Consider the following 15,141-nt stretch of genomic DNA (forward strand, 5'->3'; position numbering starts at 1 on the left):
GCGGCGACCCATGACGAGGATGTCGAGGGCTCGAGCGGCCCGGCGCATCGCTGCGGGCGCGGCATACGGAGGCGGCGGTATCGGTCTGCTGGGCGCGGCGGCGGCCGGCCTGCTGGTGGCGGAGGTGCAGCTGGCCAAGCGGCACGTGGGCAACGGCGCGAGCCCGCGTCCACCGAGCGCGGAGGGCGTGTACGGACGGGCGTACGACGACCCGGGCGCCCCTCCGCTGCGGCTGACCATGCTCGGTGACTCCACGGCGGCCGGGCAGGGCGTGCACCGCGCGCGCCAGACGCCCGGCGCGCTGCTGGCCTCGGGGCTCGCGGCGGTGGCGGAGCGCCCGGTGCTCCTGCGCAACGTGGCCCTCCCGGGCGCCCAGTCGGACGACCTGGACCGCCAGGTGTCCCTGGTCCTCGCCGATCCGGAGCTGGTCCCGGACATCTGCGTCATCATGATCGGCGCCAATGACGTCACCCACCGGCTGCCGCCCACCCGCTCGGTCCGCCACCTCTCGGCGGCCGTCCGCAGGCTGCGCACCGCGGGCGCGGAAGTGGTCGTGGGCACCTGTCCCGACCTGGGCACGATCGAGCCGGTGCAGCAGCCCCTGCGCTGGCTGGCCCGCCGGGCGTCCCGGCAACTGGCGGCGGCGCAGACCATCGGCACCGTGGAGCAGGGCGGCCGGACCGTTTCGCTGGGCGACCTGCTGGGCCCGGAGTTCGAGGCGAACCCGCGCGAGCTGTTCGGGCCGGACAACTACCACCCGTCGGCCGAGGGGTACGCCACGGCGGCCATGGCGGTCCTGCCCTCGATCTGCGCGGCCCTCGGCCTCTGGCCTGCCGAGGAGGAGCGCCCGGACCTCTCCCGCCGCGAGGGCTTCCTGCCGGTGGCGCGGGCCGCCGCGGAGGCCGCGTCCGAGGCGGGTACGGAGGTCGCGGCGGCCATGCCCACGGGGCCGCGCGGCCCGTGGGCCCTGCTCAAGCGCCGCCGGCGCCGTCGCGTCCGGGCCTGTGACCCGGCCCCGCCGACGGCCGCCGACCGGACCGGCTGATGCGCCGGCGACCGGCTGCGGGACGAGGCAGGAAGGCGGTACGCGGCGGCCCGACGGAAAAGCAAGCGCTTAGGAAAGTGCGGCCCGTGTCACACCCCCGCACCCGTGACCCCGACCATACGTACGGGTAACTTCGCCCACAGTCCCGCCGCACCGCCGTATCCGTCCAACGTCAATGGAGCCGTGATGCCCGAAGCCGTCATCGTCTCAGCCGCCCGCTCCCCCATCGGCCGCGCGTTCAAGGGCTCCCTGAAGGATCTGCGCCCGGACGACCTGACCGCCACGATCATCCAGGCGGCCCTGGCCAAGGTGCCGGAACTGGACCCGCGGGACATCGACGACCTGATGCTCGGCTGCGGCCTGCCCGGCGGCGAGCAGGGCCACAACCTGGGCCGGATCGTCGCCGTGCAGATGGGCCTGGACCACCTGCCGGGCTGTACGGTCACCCGTTACTGCTCCTCGTCGCTGCAGACGTCGCGCATGGCGCTGCACGCCATCAAGGCGGGCGAGGGCGACGTGTTCGTCTCGGCGGGCGTGGAGATGGTCAGCCGCAGCGTGAAGGGAACCTCCGACGGCCTGCCCGACACGCACAACCCGCTCTTCGCCGACGCCGAGGCCCGTACGGCCGCCGTGGCCGAGACCGAGGGTGCCGACTGGCACGACCCGCGCGAGGACGGCCTGCTGCCCGACCCGTACATCGCGATGGGCCAGACCGCCGAGAACCTGGCCCGGCTGAAGGGCGTCACCCGCGAGGAGATGGACGAGTTCGGCGTCCGCTCGCAGAACCTGGCCGAGCAGGCCATCGAGAAGGGCTTCTGGGAGCGGGAGATCACCCCCGTCACGCTGCCCGACGGCACGGTCGTCACCAAGGACGACGGTCCGCGTCCCGGTGTGACCCTGGAGGGCGTCGCGGGTCTGCGGCCCGTCTTCCGTCCCGACGGCCGCGTCACCGCCGGCAACTGCTGCCCGCTGAACGACGGCGCCGCCGCCCTCGTGATCATGTCCGACACGAAGGCGCGCGAGCTGGGCCTCACACCGCTCGCCCGGATCGTCTCCACCGGCGTCTCGGGGCTGTCCCCCGAGATCATGGGCTACGGCCCGGTCGAGGCCAGCCGGCAGGCGCTGCGGCGGGCGGGGCTGACCATCGACGACATCGACCTGGTCGAGATCAACGAGGCGTTCGCCGCGCAGGTGATCCCCTCCTACCGCGACCTGGGCATCGACCTCGACAAGCTGAACGTCAACGGCGGCGCCATCGCCGTGGGTCACCCCTTCGGCATGACCGGCGCGCGGATCACCGGCACGCTGATCAATTCCCTCCAGTTCCACGACAAGCAGTTCGGCCTGGAGACGATGTGCGTCGGCGGCGGGCAGGGCATGGCGATGGTCGTCGAGCGGCTCAGCTGATCCCTGGGTGATCCCCGCCGGACCGAACGTGATCCTTCGGCCCGGGACCCTGACACGACCGGGGTTCCGGGCCGTTCCGTGATCCAATCTCCCCCAGGATGTGACCTTCGTCCCTCGGCGGCGGGAGATACGCAGGCCAGAGCCGTTTCACCGGAAAACGCCACCCCGGAAATCCTGTCCGTTTCGTGACGTTACGCACTGACAGCTGGTTAGTCCGCCCTTCAAGCTGATGTAGGAAGTCGAGGGTCGACTTTGAACCGGGAGTACGTCAGTGAGCGCCATGCCGATTGCTCTGCTGCTCACCGCTGCCGCCGCGGCGGCAGTGGGCGTCGCCGTCCTGCGCACCCAGTGGACGCTGGGCCGCCAGGTCGCGGCCCTGCGCACCGAGCTCGCCGAGAGCCGCCTCGAAGCCGCACACGAGCGCGCCATGATCCCCGCCGCCCGCACGGCCGCCGACACGGACGGGATACGGGCCGCCGTGGCCGAGGCGCTCGCCGAGGAGCGGGAGCGCGAACTGGCGGAGGCCCGGGCGTTCTGGGCCGCCCAGGACGCGCGCGACGTCCCCGACGCGCCGTCCCTGCTGGGCCTGCCCGACAGTGAGCTCTATCTGCCGCGCCAGGCGGACTTCGCGGGCCTGGACCACGCGCAGCCGGTGACCGAGCCGGGCGCCGAGGACGACGAGTTCCCCGGGGACTCCGCGGAGCTGGCCGCGGCCCGCCGCCGGCACCCCTCCCACCCGGACTTCGTGCCCGTGCCGTCCCCGGTCGTCAGCGACCACGAGCGCACGGTGATCTGCCTCGAGGAGCTCGCCCAGTCCCGCACCGAGCTGGCGGACGTCCGTCCCGGCCCGCTGGGCACCCTGGACGTGTACGTGTTCGCCGACGGCACGACCCTGTGCATGACCCCCGGCCACCGGGAGACCGCCGAACGCCTGGCCACCGCCCTGCGCGCCGGCCAGGGCCCGGTCCTGCTGGGCGGCTCGGGTGTCTCGGGCGCGTACACGCTGACGTTCCGGTGCGGCGAGGAGAACGTCTACATCCTGGCCGACCGCGTCATCGCGTCGCTGTAGTCGCTGTAGTCGCCGCAGGAGCCCGCGCGCCGGTCACACCCCGGCGCGCTTCTGCGCCTCCTCCACGAGCGCCACCGCGACCGCTAGTTCGCCCTCGTCCGTCAGGGCCAGGGCCAGGTCGTGTCCGGCGACGGTGATCTGGTCGGCGGCGGCGAACATGCCGGCGTCGGGCATCTCCCGGTACTCCGCTCCCGGCTCCTCCAACTGCTGCGCACGCCGTGCCAACTCCCTGGCCAGGCCCAGCGCCTCGGCCGCCGCGCCCCGTTGCAGCCGGCTCTGCGGGGCGGCTCTGAGCCGGTCGGCGAAGTGGTCCACGGCTCGGGTCAGCGGCGTCGTATCAAGCACCCCGCGAGATTACGCGCCACCACGGGACTGTTGCCAACACGTCGCCGCTCGGGCACGGTGACGTCAAGGACCGGCTTACATCCCAGCGTCCGGAGGCGCCGATGTCCCAAGTCTTCTCCGCAGAGACCCATCGCAACCTGCTCGCCCGCATCCCCCACTGCACCGGTCGTGAGGTCTCCGACTGGTTGCGCACCGTCGACGAGGGTCCGGCCCTCTTCCGCTTCGAGGAGAAGGTCAGCTGGCTCCGGCACGAGCACAACCTCGCGTACGGCCACGCGAAGGCGCTCGTCCACGAGTACGACCTGCGGAGGGCCGCGCGCAACCTGCGGTGAGCGCGTCTCCCACCACGGTCGAGCACCCATACGGAGGAAGGGCCCCGGGAGCCTGGCTCCCGGGGCCCTTCCTCGTTCACCGCCGCGTGGCGGTGCCCGTCTCCTGGACGGACTAGTCGTCGCCTTGGAAGATGGCGACCAGCCGCAGCATCTCGATGTAGATCCAGACGAGGCTCATGGTCAGACCGAAGGCGGCCAGCCAGGACTCCTCCTTCGGGGCGCCGTAGGCGACACCGTCCTCGATCTGCTTGAAGTCGAGGGTCAGGAAGAAGGCACCGAGCAGGATCGCCAGGATGCCGACGACCGCGCCGAGCGGGCCCATGCTCCGCAGCCCGCCGTCCTCGGCGACACCGAAGACGACCAGCAGCAGGTTGACCGCCATGACGGCCACGAACGCGAGGGCGATGGTGATGCCGATGCGTGCGTACCGCGCGGTGACACGGATCCAGCCCGCCTTGTAGACGAGCAGCGTCGCGCCGGCGACCGCCATCGTGCCGAGCACCGCCTGGAACGGGGCGCCCGACCAGCGCGTGTTGAACATCTCGCTGATCACACCGAGGAAGACGCCCTCGAAGGCGGCGTACCCCAGGATCAGCGCGGGCGAGGCCTTGCGCTTGAAGCTCTGGACGAGGCCGAGGACCATCGCGATCAGCGCGGAACCCGCGGCCAGCGCGTAGCTCGTCGGCGACACCGGCAGCAGCGTCCACGCCAGGACGGCGCCGACGACGACGGTGCCGAGCGTCATGGCCGTGCGCATGACGACGTCGTCCATCGTCATCCGGCCGGCGGACACCGGGGCCTGCGGCGGGGCGCCGTACTGCTGGTCCTGCTGGGCGTAAGGGTTCGTCGCGTACGGGTTGCCGCCCTGCTGCGCGTACGGGCCTGCCTGCGTGCCGACAGTTGCTCCCCCGGCCTGCGGCGCGGTGTTGAAGCCCGCGTAGCCGTTGTCGCGGCTGAACCCCCGTCGCGAGAAGACCGGGTTGCTGCTCCTCATTTCACTCCTCCACGGCCACCCTGCGTGGCCTTGGCTCAAGAGTAATAGATAGGCAAAGGATTGACCCTAGTGCTTGGGGAGGATCTTTCCCTCGTCGTGACGTGGAACACGCTACGCGTCTGCGTGATTCCCCACCGGGCTCTCGATCATCCATGACCGACCCGGTACCGGTCCGGTACCGTCCGGAGACCATCCGCCCGGTCACTGTCGGTGACGATCCGGCGACCGGCCGGGGCATGGCCGCGGAGCGGCTCCGAGGGGTCCGGGTGCAGGAGCGGCGCCCACCCGTCGTGCGACAGGTCGAGCGCCGTGCGATCGGAGATGCCCGGAACCGGACTCGAACCGGTACGCCCGCGAGGGGCAGCGAGGTTTAAGCTCGCCGTGTCTGCATTCCACCATCCGGGCAGGCCATGGGCTCCGCATCGAGCAACGACCCTATCGGGACGCCATCCCCCGAACAGCGGAGTAGCGGGCCGATGTTGTCTTATTTTATTGACGTCTGAGGGTGCATCAGCACTCGGTGCGCGCCATCCGCACTCGCCAGCAGCGTTCCGCGGAGCCGAGCCGCCCGTGTGCGGAATGACGGGAATTCACCGTCCGCGCGAGCGGCCTCCACAAGATCCCACCCAGGGCCCGGCACCCGGCCGCCGCCGGCCCCGCCGCCGTACGCCGGCCGCCCGCCGTCGGGGGCGCCCGTCATCCCCAGGTATGACACGGCCACGGTCCGTCCGACTCGAGAAGGCCCCCCGAACCGGAACAGCGGGTGACTACAGGACGCCCGTCGGCCCGGACGATGGAAGACGTCCCCGCAGCCGTCCCGACAGGAGCACCTCCCCGTGACCACCACATCCATCGCCGGCCGGTCCACCGCCGTGGCCGCCCGCGCCACGGACCTCTCCAAGGTCTACGGACAGGGCGAGACCCAGGTGATCGCCCTGGACCGGGTCAGCGTCGACTTCGGGCAGGCGGAGCTCACCGCGATCATGGGTCCGTCGGGCTCGGGCAAGTCCACGCTGATGCACTGCGTGGCCGGCCTGGACTCCTTCTCCTCCGGCTCCGTGCGCATCGGCGACACGGAGCTCGGCTCCCTGAAGGACAAGCAGCTCACCAAGCTCCGCCGGGACAAGATCGGCTTCATCTTCCAGGCGTTCAACCTGCTGCCCACCCTGACCGCCCTGGAGAACATCACGCTCCCCATGGACATCGCGGGCCGCAAGCCGGACCGGCAGTGGCTGGACACCGTGATCGGCATGGTCGGTCTGTCCGACCGGCTCCGCCACCGCCCCGCGCAGCTCTCCGGCGGCCAGCAGCAGCGCGTCGCCGTGGCCCGCGCCCTCGCCTCCAAGCCGGAGATCGTCTTCGGTGACGAGCCCACGGGCAACCTCGACTCCCGTTCCGGTGCGGAGGTCCTGGGCTTCCTGCGCAACTCCGTGCGCGAGCTCGGCCAGACCGTCGTCATGGTGACCCACGACCCGGTCGCCGCCGCGTACGCCGACCGCGTGGTCTTCCTCGCCGACGGCCGCATCGTCGACGAACTGCGCGACCCCACGGCCGACTCGGTCCTGGACCGCATGAAGCGCTTCGACGCCAAGGGCCGTACGAGCTAGGGCGCCGGCCCGCCCCCTCTCTCGCATCCCACGCCCCCGACCCCACCGGACTGAGATTCCCCATGTTCCGTACCGCCCTGCGCAACGTGCTCGCGCACAAGGCCAGGCTGCTCATGACCGTGCTCGCCGTCATGCTCGGCGTGGCGTTCGTCTCCGGCACCCTGGTCTTCACGAACACCATCTCCGCCGCCTTCGAGAAGAGCTCCGCCAAGGGCTTCGACGAGGTCGACGTCTCCGTCACGCCGTCCTGGACGGAGGACGGGGAGGAGCACGAGCTCACCCCGGCCGTCCTCGAGCGGGCCGGACGGGCCGAGGGGGCCGCCGCCGCCATCGGCAGCGTCTCCGGCTTCACCGCCCTCGCCGACCAGGACGGCGACCCGGTCGGCGACGGCTGGCAGGTGCAGGGCGCCAACTACTGGGGCACCGACGACCCCCGCTACCCGATGACCGAGGGGCGCGCGCCCCGGGGCGCCGGCGAGGTCGCCATCGACTCCGAGACGGCCGCCCGGACGGGGTACGGGATCGGCGACACGGTGCGCATGTCCGTCGACGGGCCGGTGCTCACCCCGACCGTCTCCGGCGTCTTCACCACCGACGACGGCAACGTCGCGGCCGGCGGCAGCCTCACCCTGTTCGACACGGAGACCGCACAGCGGATCTTCGGCAAGGCGGGCACGTACGACGAGATCACCGTGCGGGCGGAGGACGGCGTCAGCCAGACCGCCCTCATGGCCGCGCTCGAGTCGGCCCTGCCGAAGGACACCGTCGAGATGACGACGGGCCAGGAGCTCGCCGACGAGCAGGCGCGCAGGATCACCTCGTCCATGGACGCCCTGAAGCAGACCCTGCTGGTCGCCGCCGGCATCTCGCTCTTCGTCGGCACGTTCCTCATCGCCAACACCTTCACCATGCTGGTCGCCCAGCGCACCAAGGAGCTGGCGCTGATGCGGGCCGTCGGCGCCTCGCGCCGCCAGGTCACCCGGTCCGTCCTGTTCGAGGCGTTCGTCGTCGGCATGATCGCCGCGGTCACCGGTCTGGCCGTCGGCATCGGTATCGGTGCGGGCCTGCGCTCCCTCATGGGCTCGATCGGCGCCAACTTCCCCGAGGGGCCGCTCGTCGTCTCCCCGAGCACCGTCGTGGCGGCGCTCGCCGTCGGCGTCCTCATCACCATGCTGGCCGCGTGGCTGCCCGGCCGCCGGGCCGCGAGGATCCCGCCGGTCGCCGCGATGAACAGCCTGCACGCCAAGGCGACCACCAAGTCGCTGGTGCTGCGGAACACGCTCGGCTCCCTCCTCACGGGCGCGGGCGTCGCCGTCGTGCTGTTCGCGACGACGATGGACGACGCCACGGGCGCCCAGGCGCCCATGGGTCTCGGCGCGGCGCTGATCGTCATCGGTGTCTTCGTCCTCACCCCGCTGCTGTCCCGCCCGCTGATCGCGTCCGCGGCGCCGGTGCTGCGCGTCTTCGGGGTCTCCGGGAAGCTGGCCCGCCAGAACGCGGTCCGCAACCCGCGCCGTACGGCGGCCACCGCCTCCGCCCTGATGATCGGGCTCACCCTCATCACGGGCCTGACGGTGGCGGCGGTCAGCGTGCAGACGGCGATCGGCAAGATGGCCTCGGACTCGCTGAAGGCCGACTACGTGGTGTCGATGGCGAACGGCTCCTACCTCTCCCCGGAGGTCGCGGACCAGCTCGCCGGGGCCGAGGGCGTCACCGCCAGCAGCCCGCTGCGCAACTCCTACTCGACCGTCGGCGACGACGAGTTCGAGAACCTGACCGGTGTCGACGGCGCCGCGTTCGGGGAGCTGGCCGACTTCCCGGTCGAGGACGGCGCCTTCAGGATCGACGGCACCCAGGTCGTCGTCGACCAGGACACCGCCGGGAAGCACGGCTGGGAGGCCGGTTCCCGCTTCACCGCTACCTACGAGGACGAGGAGAAGCAGGAGCTGACCGTCGCCGGCGTCTACCAGGGCAACGAGATGTTCCGCGGCATCATGCTCGACCTCGCGACCCTGGCCCCGCACCAGGACGACCCGGGCGACATGCAGGTCATGGTCAAGATGTCCGGCGGGGCGTCCGACACGGCGAAGGACACCCTGGAGAAGGCGCTCGGCGAGAGCCCGGCCATCGCGGTGCAGGACAAGCAGGACATCTCCGACGAGATAGCCCAGATGGTCACCCTGATGCTGAACATCCTGTACGGCCTGCTCGCCATGGCGGTGATCGTGGCGGTCCTCGGTGTCGTCAACACCCTGGCCATGTCGGTGTTCGAGCGCTCGCAGGAGATCGGCATGCTCCGCGCGATCGGCCTGGACCGCAAGGGGATCAAGCGGATGGTCCGCCTGGAGTCCCTGGTCATCTCCCTCTTCGGCGCGGCGCTGGGCATCGGCCTGGGCGTGTTCTTCGGCTGGGCCGTGGGCGAGCTGGTACGGAGCCAGATGGCGACGTACGAGCTGGTGCTGCCGTGGGGGCGGATCGGGATCTTCGTCCTGCTGGCCGCGACGGTCGGCGTGATGGCTGCCCTGTGGCCGGCCCGGCGCGCGGCCCGGCTGAACATGCTGACGGCCATCAAGTCGGAGTAGCGGCGCACCCGTTCCCCGGACGACGCGAGGGGCCCCGTTCCACAGCGGAACGGGGCCCCTGCCGCGCCGGTGGCGCCCGGACCGTCAGGCGGGCCAGGTACGCATCCGGAGCGGCGTGCGGGATTCACCGGATTCGGGGGTGCGGACGGCCAGTGTCTGGTTGACGCCGATCCGGTTGCGCTCGAAGGACAGCGCGCAGGCCGCCATGTACAGGCGCCAGACCCGAGCGCGGCCGGGACCGGCGAGCCGCGCCGCGCGCTCCCGGTCGGCCTCCAGGTTGGCCACCCAGTGGCGCAGGGTCAGCGCGTAGTGCTCGCGGAGCGACTCCACGTCGCGCACCTCGAACCCGGCGCGTTCCAGCTGGGTGACCGTGGTGCCGAGGGGCGCCAGCTCGCCGTCCGGGAAGACGTACGCGTCGATGAACTCGTCGACGTGGTACGCCGCCTCGTCCCGTCGCGGGCGGCGCGCGATCTGCTGGTTGAGCAGCCGCCCGCCGGGCCGCAGCAGGTCGTGCAGGTGCCGCGCGTACTCCAGGTACGGCCGGTCGCCGACGTGTTCGGCCATGCCGATGGAGGAGACCGCGTCGTACGGCCCGTCCGTGACGTCCCGGTAGTCCTGCACCCGGATCTCCACCCGGTCGGTGAGCCCCTCGTCGGCGACGCGCTTGCGGGCGAGACCGGCCTGCTCCTGGGAGAGCGTGACGCCGACGACGCGCACGCCGTACCCGCGGGCCGCGTGCAGGGCCAGGGAGCCCCAGCCGCAGCCGACGTCGAGGAGGCGCTGGTCGGGTGCCAGGGCGAGTTTGCGGCAGACCAGGTCGAGCTTGTCGTGCTGGGCCGCCTCCAGGGTGGCGTCCGGTGCGTCCCAGTAGGCGCAGGAGTAGACCATGGACGGGCCGAGCACGATCTCGTAGAACTCGTTGCCGACGTCGTAGTGGTGGCTGATGGCCCGTTTGTCGCTGCGCCTGGTGTGCAGGTGGCGGCGGTTGCGGACCTCCTCGCGGGGCGGGGCGGGCGGCAGCGGGGGCCCGGCGAGCCGGACCAGTTCCCGCACCCCGGCACGCACATCGGGGTCGCGCAGCGCTTCCGTCACGCCCCGGCCTCCTTCCGCGCGCTCCCAGAGCAGCCCGGCGAGCGTCTCCAGGGCGGCGTACAGATCGCCCTCGATGTCCAGGTCCCCGGCGACCCAGGCCCGGGCGAGACCCAGTTCGCCCGGTTTCCACAACAGCCGGCGCACCGCCCGGCGGTTGCGTACGACCAGCGTCGGCGCATCGGGCGGTCCTGCCTGCGAACCGTCCCAGGCACGGATGCGCAGCGGGAGCGGGGCTCCCAGCAACTGTTCGGCGAGTCGGTTCAGCCGCGACGCGGCGTCGGCCATGGCGCACACCTCCGTAGGTGGGTGTCCCCTGCTCGGACAAGGGGAGCCCGGGAAGGGATCCCGAGGTGTCCAATACCACGTGAACACCTACGAAGCGACCACACCTCGCTTCTCGGGCACGATGTCCGGCCACCCTGTCCCACCGTCACGCCGGTACGCCGAAGGGACCGCCCGCACCACGGATGGCGGACGGCCCCTTCGGGTCGAACAAGGTCGAACGGTTGAGGTGACCCGGAGGTCAGGAGGCCTTGGCCTTCTCCTCGGGCTTGCTCGCGGCCGGTGCCGGAGCGGGCTTGGCGGCCTCGTAGAACTCCTCGCGGGGGTTCTCGATGGCGCCGAGCGAGACGACCTCGCGCTTGAGGAACATGCCGAGCGTCCAGTCGGCGAAGACGCGGATCTTGCGGTTGAAGGTCGGCATGGCCATACCGTGGTAGCCACGGTGCATGTACCAGGCGAGACGGCCCTTGAGCTTGATCTTCATTTTGCCCATGACGATCATCGCGACGCCCTTGTGGACACCGAGACCGGCCACCGCGCCCTTGTTGGAGTGGCTGTACTCCTTCTGCGGGAAGCCCCGCATGCCGGAGACCACGTTGTCGCCGAGGACCTTGGCCTGGCGCAGCGCGTGCTGGGCGTTCGGCGGGCACCAGGCGTTCTCCACGCCGGCCTTGCGGGCGGCGAGGTCCGGGACCTGGGCGTTGTCGCCGGCGGCCCAGATGTAGTCGGTGCCCTGGACCTGCAGGGTGGCGGCGGTGTCCACGTGGCCGCGCGGGCCGAGCGGGAGACCGAAACGCGCGAGGGCCGGGTTCGGCTTGACGCCGGCGGTCCACACGATCGTGTTCGAGTCGACCTCGAGCCCGTTCTTCAGCACGACGTGACCGTCGACGCAGGAGTCCATGGAGGTGGAGAGGTAGACCTCGACCCCGCGGCTCTCCAGGTGCTCCTTGCCGTACAGGCCGAGCTTGGGGCCGACCTCGGGGAGGATCTTGTCGGCGGCGTCGACGAGGACGAACCGCATGTCCTCGCGGGAGACGCTGGAGTAGTACTTGGCCGCGTCCCGGACCATGTCCTCGACCTCGCCGATGGTCTCGGCGCCGGCGAAGCCACCACCGATGAAGACGAAGGTGAGCGCCTTGCGGCGGATCTCCTCGTCGGTCGTGGAGTCGGCCTTGTCGAGCTGCTCCAGCACGTGGTTGCGCAGGCCGATGGCCTCCTCGACGCCCTTCATGCCGATGCCCTGCTCGGCCAGACCGGGGATCGGGAAGGTGCGGGAGACCGCGCCCATCGCGATGACCAGGTAGTCGAAGGGCAGCTCGTACGCCTCGCCGACGAGCGGCGCGACGGTGGCGACCTTGCGGTCCTGGTCGATGGTGGTGACCCGGCCGGTGAGGACCTCCGCCTTGGGCAGCACGCGTCGCAGCGGGACGACGACGTGGCGCGGGGAGATGCTGCCGGCGGCGGTTTCGGGGAGGAAGGGCTGGTAGGTCATGTACGACCGGGGGTCGACGACCGTGACGGTCGCCTCGCCGTAGCGCATCTTCTTGAGGATGCGCCGAGCTGCGTACAGGCCTACGTACCCACCGCCTACTACGAGGATCCTGGGACGCTCCGTGGTGCTCATGCCATCGAGTATCCACCCGTCCGCCGAGGGGTGCTCGTGCGCCCCTTCACAAGCTCGGACAGGGCCTCTGCTACACTGCGCGGCTCACGTGACGCAGGTCATGCGGCGGCGGGGGAACCACGGCGCCGGGACGACCGTTGTCAATGCCGCGTGAACAGCCCCGACGGCCTCCGAAGGGCCTGGACCACGCGTCCGCGGCCCGACCGCCGAGGAGTCGGCGACCTGGACACGCAAGGGGCCGTTCGGCCCTGGAGGCACCCCGCAGAGCCCCTTGAGGGGTGGTTCTTCGTCGAACCGGCTCCTTTTCCTTGTGAAGAACTTCACGAAGTTTTCCGACGGAGCGTCGGGAGGGGCTCCCGAAGGCCCCTCGCCCACGCTCATACGGTAGCGGAGCCGCTCAGGCGAGGTAACCCGTCGGTAGCGAGCTTCTCCTCGCGGCCCCCCTACGCGATCGACCAGGCGATGCCGTCGAGGATGTCGTGCTCGCTCACCACGACCTCGCGCGCGCCGGTCCGTTCCATGACCGCCAGCAGGACGAGCGCACCGGCGGCGATGACGTCCACCCGGCCCGGGTGCATGGAGGGCACCGCGGCGCGCTCGGCGTGCGTGGACCCGATCAGCCACTCGGTGATCCCGCGCACCCGCTCGTAGGACACGCGGGAGTGGTGGATGGCCGCGGAGTCGTACTCCGGCAGCTCCTGGGCGATCGCCGACACGGTCGTCACCGACCCGGCGAGCCCGACGAGGGTACGGGCCTCGCGCAGCGGCACGGTCTCCTCGGCCAGGTCCAGCGCGGCCTCGATGTCGTCCCGCACGGCCGCGACCGCGTCCTCCCCGGGAGGATCGGCCACGACCCCGTCCCGCACCAGGTGCCGCTCCGTCATCCGTACGCAGCCGACGTCCACGGACCGCGCCGCACGCACGTGGTCGTCGCCGACCACGAACTCCGTGGACCCGCCGCCGATGTCGACGACCAGGTACGGCTTCTCGAGGTCGGTGCGGCCGGTCAGCTCCTTGGTGGCGCCGGTGAAGGAGAACTCGGCCTCCTGGTCACCGGTGATGACCTCGGGCTCGACCCCCAGGATGTCGACGACGCCCCGGACGAACTCGTCCCGGTTCTCCGCGTCCCGGGACGCCGAGGTGGCGACGAAGCGGACGCGCTCCGCCCCGTGCTCCTTGATCGCCTCCGCGTACTCCCGGCAGGCGGCGAAGGTCCGCTCCAACGCCTCGGGCGCCAGCCGCCCCGTACGGTCGACGCCCTGCCCGAGCCGCACGATCGTCATGCGCCGGTCCAGGTCGACCAGTTCCCCGGTGGCGGGATCCGCGTCCGCGACGAGGAGGCGGATGGAGTTCGTACCGCAGTCGATGGCGGCCACACGGGTCACTTGTCGCCCTCCTCGGCGGTCCCGCACGCCCCGGCGACCGTCACGCACGGCCCCTTGTCCCACCACTGGGGCAGCATCGCGATCGCCTCGTCCCCGAGCGGGTTCACCCCGGGCCCGGCGGCCAGCGAGTGCGCCACCAGGACGTGCAGGCACTTCACCCGGTCGGGCATGCCGCCCGCGCTGGGGAAGCCCGCCAGCGCCTCGATGGCGTCCCGCCGGGCGATGTAGTCCTCGTGGGCGGCCCGGTACGCGGCGGCCAGCTCGGGGTCCTGCCCCAGCCGCTCCGTCATCTCCTTCATGACGCCGTTCGCCTCCAGCGTGCCGATCGCGGAGGCCGCCCTCGGGCACGTCAGGTAGTACGTCGTCGGGAAGGGGGTCCCGTCGGGCAGCCGCGGCGCCGTCTCGACCACGTCGGGCTGTCCGCACGGGCAGCGGTGCGCGATCGCGCGCAGCCCGCGCGGGGGCCGGCCGAGCTGCTGTTCGAAGGCCGCGACGTCGGCGTCGGTGGGTCCGGTGCGCCCGGTGGGCGGCGGAGGGGTCTGCATGCTCGTCTCTCTGTCAGTTCATCGATCGATCGGTGATCGAGGCCCGCGGGCGGTGTCAGCGGTCGGCGTCGGCCTTGTCCACGCCGTCCCACAGGTTGGCGTACCAGGCCCGGCCGGCCGTCCCCTGGGGCGCGCGCGTCTGCTTCACCGCCGCCGGGTCGATCACGACGAAACCGGTCTCGCCGGGCATCACGTAGTGCAGCCGCTCGCGGATCTGCTGCTCGGCGTACGCGTCGTCCTGCCAACGCGCCTTGAGGTCCCGCAGTTCCTCGACCCGCGCGCGGGCCTCCTCGCGGTCCTGCTCCAGCTCGGCGATCTGGGCGCGCTGGGAGACGTACTGCCTTATGGGGTACGCCAGCGCCACGATCAGCGAGCACAGGACGAGCGCCAGCAGGGCGGCCCGGCCGGTCAGCCGGGAGCGGCGGACCTGGCGCTTGGCCTGGGAGCGGTAGACACGGGCCGCGGTCTGCTCGCCGAGCACCCTGATCCTGGTCGCGGTGGAGAACCGGTCCCGGTCCTTCACGGCCATGTCCCGCCTCCCGTGTTCCCGTCCCCGCGCACACGCGCGTACGTCCCCGCACACGGTACGGGACCGGGTACGGGGACGTACGTACGACTGGCTGAGCCGTGGCTCTCCGGGAGACCCGGGGATCAGCCCTTGAAGCGGGGGAACGCCGAGCGGCCCGCGTACACCGCGGCGTCGTCGAGGATCTCCTCGATGCGCAGCAGCTGGTTGTACTTGGCGACGCGCTCGGAGCGGGCCGGGGCGCCGGTCTTGATCTGGCCGCAGTTGGTGGCGACGGCGAGGTCGGCGATGGTGACGTCCTCGGTC

The 15,141-nt window shown here is 71.6% G+C and carries 13 protein-coding genes, 1 tRNA gene and 1 pseudogene; 6 read left to right on the plus strand and 9 right to left on the minus strand.

Features of this window, described 5'->3' with window-relative positions; all coding sequences use genetic code 11:
- Positions 1-10: 10 nt before the first annotated feature.
- The 3 genes from UW392_RS44400 to UW392_RS44410 all read left to right on the plus strand — a co-directional run bounded on the left by UW392_RS44400 (position 11) and on the right by UW392_RS44410 (position 3,521).
- Positions 11-1,045, plus strand: coding sequence for an SGNH/GDSL hydrolase family protein (locus UW392_RS44400; RefSeq protein WP_320781009.1), 1,035 nt, complete (start codon positions 11-13; stop codon positions 1,043-1,045).
- A 186-nt stretch (positions 1,046-1,231) separates the two neighbouring features.
- Positions 1,232-2,452 carry an acetyl-CoA C-acetyltransferase gene (locus UW392_RS44405; protein ID WP_320781010.1) on the plus strand — a complete coding sequence of 407 codons (1,221 nt, stop codon included), beginning with the start codon at positions 1,232-1,234 and terminating at the stop codon, positions 2,450-2,452.
- Positions 2,453-2,732: 280 nt separating this feature from the next.
- Positions 2,733-3,521, plus strand: a complete 789-nt coding sequence (locus tag UW392_RS44410) for a hypothetical protein (RefSeq protein ID WP_320781011.1) — start codon at positions 2,733-2,735, stop codon at positions 3,519-3,521.
- Between the two features lie 33 nt (positions 3,522-3,554).
- On the opposite strand, the gene UW392_RS44415 is transcribed toward UW392_RS44410, so the two are convergent.
- Entirely contained in the window at positions 3,555-3,866 is a 312-nt protein-coding gene (locus UW392_RS44415; protein WP_320781012.1) for a hypothetical protein, read from the minus strand.
- Between the two features lie 101 nt (positions 3,867-3,967).
- Between UW392_RS44415 and UW392_RS44420 the strand changes: the two genes are divergently transcribed.
- The gene (locus UW392_RS44420; RefSeq protein WP_320781013.1) at positions 3,968-4,198 is read left to right on the plus strand and encodes a DUF4287 domain-containing protein; all 231 of its coding nucleotides are present in this window, start codon (positions 3,968-3,970) and stop codon (positions 4,196-4,198) included.
- Positions 4,199-4,310: 112 nt separating this feature from the next.
- On the opposite strand, the gene UW392_RS44425 is transcribed toward UW392_RS44420, so the two are convergent.
- On the minus strand, positions 4,311-5,192 hold the full coding sequence (locus UW392_RS44425) for a Bax inhibitor-1/YccA family protein (RefSeq protein ID WP_320781014.1): 882 nt from the start codon (positions 5,190-5,192) through the stop codon (positions 4,311-4,313).
- Positions 5,193-5,514: 322 nt separating this feature from the next.
- Positions 5,515-5,597, minus strand: a tRNA-Leu gene (locus UW392_RS44430).
- Positions 5,598-6,028: 431 nt separating this feature from the next.
- Here UW392_RS44430 and UW392_RS44435 point away from each other — a divergent pair.
- Both UW392_RS44435 and UW392_RS44440 read left to right on the plus strand, forming a co-directional pair.
- Complete coding sequence (locus UW392_RS44435; protein ID WP_320781015.1) at positions 6,029-6,799, plus strand: ABC transporter ATP-binding protein; 771 nt, start codon at positions 6,029-6,031, stop codon at positions 6,797-6,799.
- A 62-nt stretch (positions 6,800-6,861) separates the two neighbouring features.
- A complete protein-coding gene (locus UW392_RS44440) occupies positions 6,862-9,381 on the plus strand; it encodes an ABC transporter permease (protein WP_320781016.1) in 2,520 nt (839 codons plus the stop codon).
- A gap of 84 nt (positions 9,382-9,465) precedes the next feature.
- Here UW392_RS44440 and UW392_RS44445 read toward each other — a convergent pair whose 3' ends face one another.
- From UW392_RS44445 to eno, 6 genes and pseudogenes are all read right to left on the minus strand, one after another.
- Positions 9,466-10,758 (minus strand): cyclopropane-fatty-acyl-phospholipid synthase family protein, encoded by a 1,293-nt coding sequence (locus UW392_RS44445; RefSeq protein ID WP_320781017.1) that lies wholly within the window; start codon positions 10,756-10,758, stop codon positions 9,466-9,468.
- A gap of 238 nt (positions 10,759-10,996) precedes the next feature.
- A complete protein-coding gene (locus UW392_RS44450; protein ID WP_320781018.1) occupies positions 10,997-12,379 on the minus strand; it encodes an NAD(P)/FAD-dependent oxidoreductase in 1,383 nt (460 codons plus the stop codon).
- Between the two features lie 443 nt (positions 12,380-12,822).
- On the minus strand, positions 12,823-13,764 hold the full coding sequence (locus UW392_RS44455; RefSeq protein ID WP_320781019.1) for a Ppx/GppA phosphatase family protein: 942 nt from the start codon (positions 13,762-13,764) through the stop codon (positions 12,823-12,825).
- On the minus strand, positions 13,761-14,309 hold the full coding sequence (locus UW392_RS44460; protein ID WP_320781020.1) for a DUF501 domain-containing protein: 549 nt from the start codon (positions 14,307-14,309) through the stop codon (positions 13,761-13,763). Before UW392_RS44460 ends, UW392_RS44455 begins: the two co-directional genes overlap by 4 nt.
- 55 nt (positions 14,310-14,364) lie before the next feature.
- On the minus strand, positions 14,365-14,838 hold the full coding sequence (locus UW392_RS44465) for a septum formation initiator family protein (RefSeq protein ID WP_320781021.1): 474 nt from the start codon (positions 14,836-14,838) through the stop codon (positions 14,365-14,367).
- A gap of 122 nt (positions 14,839-14,960) precedes the next feature.
- Positions 14,961-15,141, minus strand: a pseudogene (eno, locus tag UW392_RS44470) (phosphopyruvate hydratase); the annotation flags it as partial.

The sequence above is a fragment of the Streptomyces sp. CRN 30 genome, from assembly GCF_034105845.1.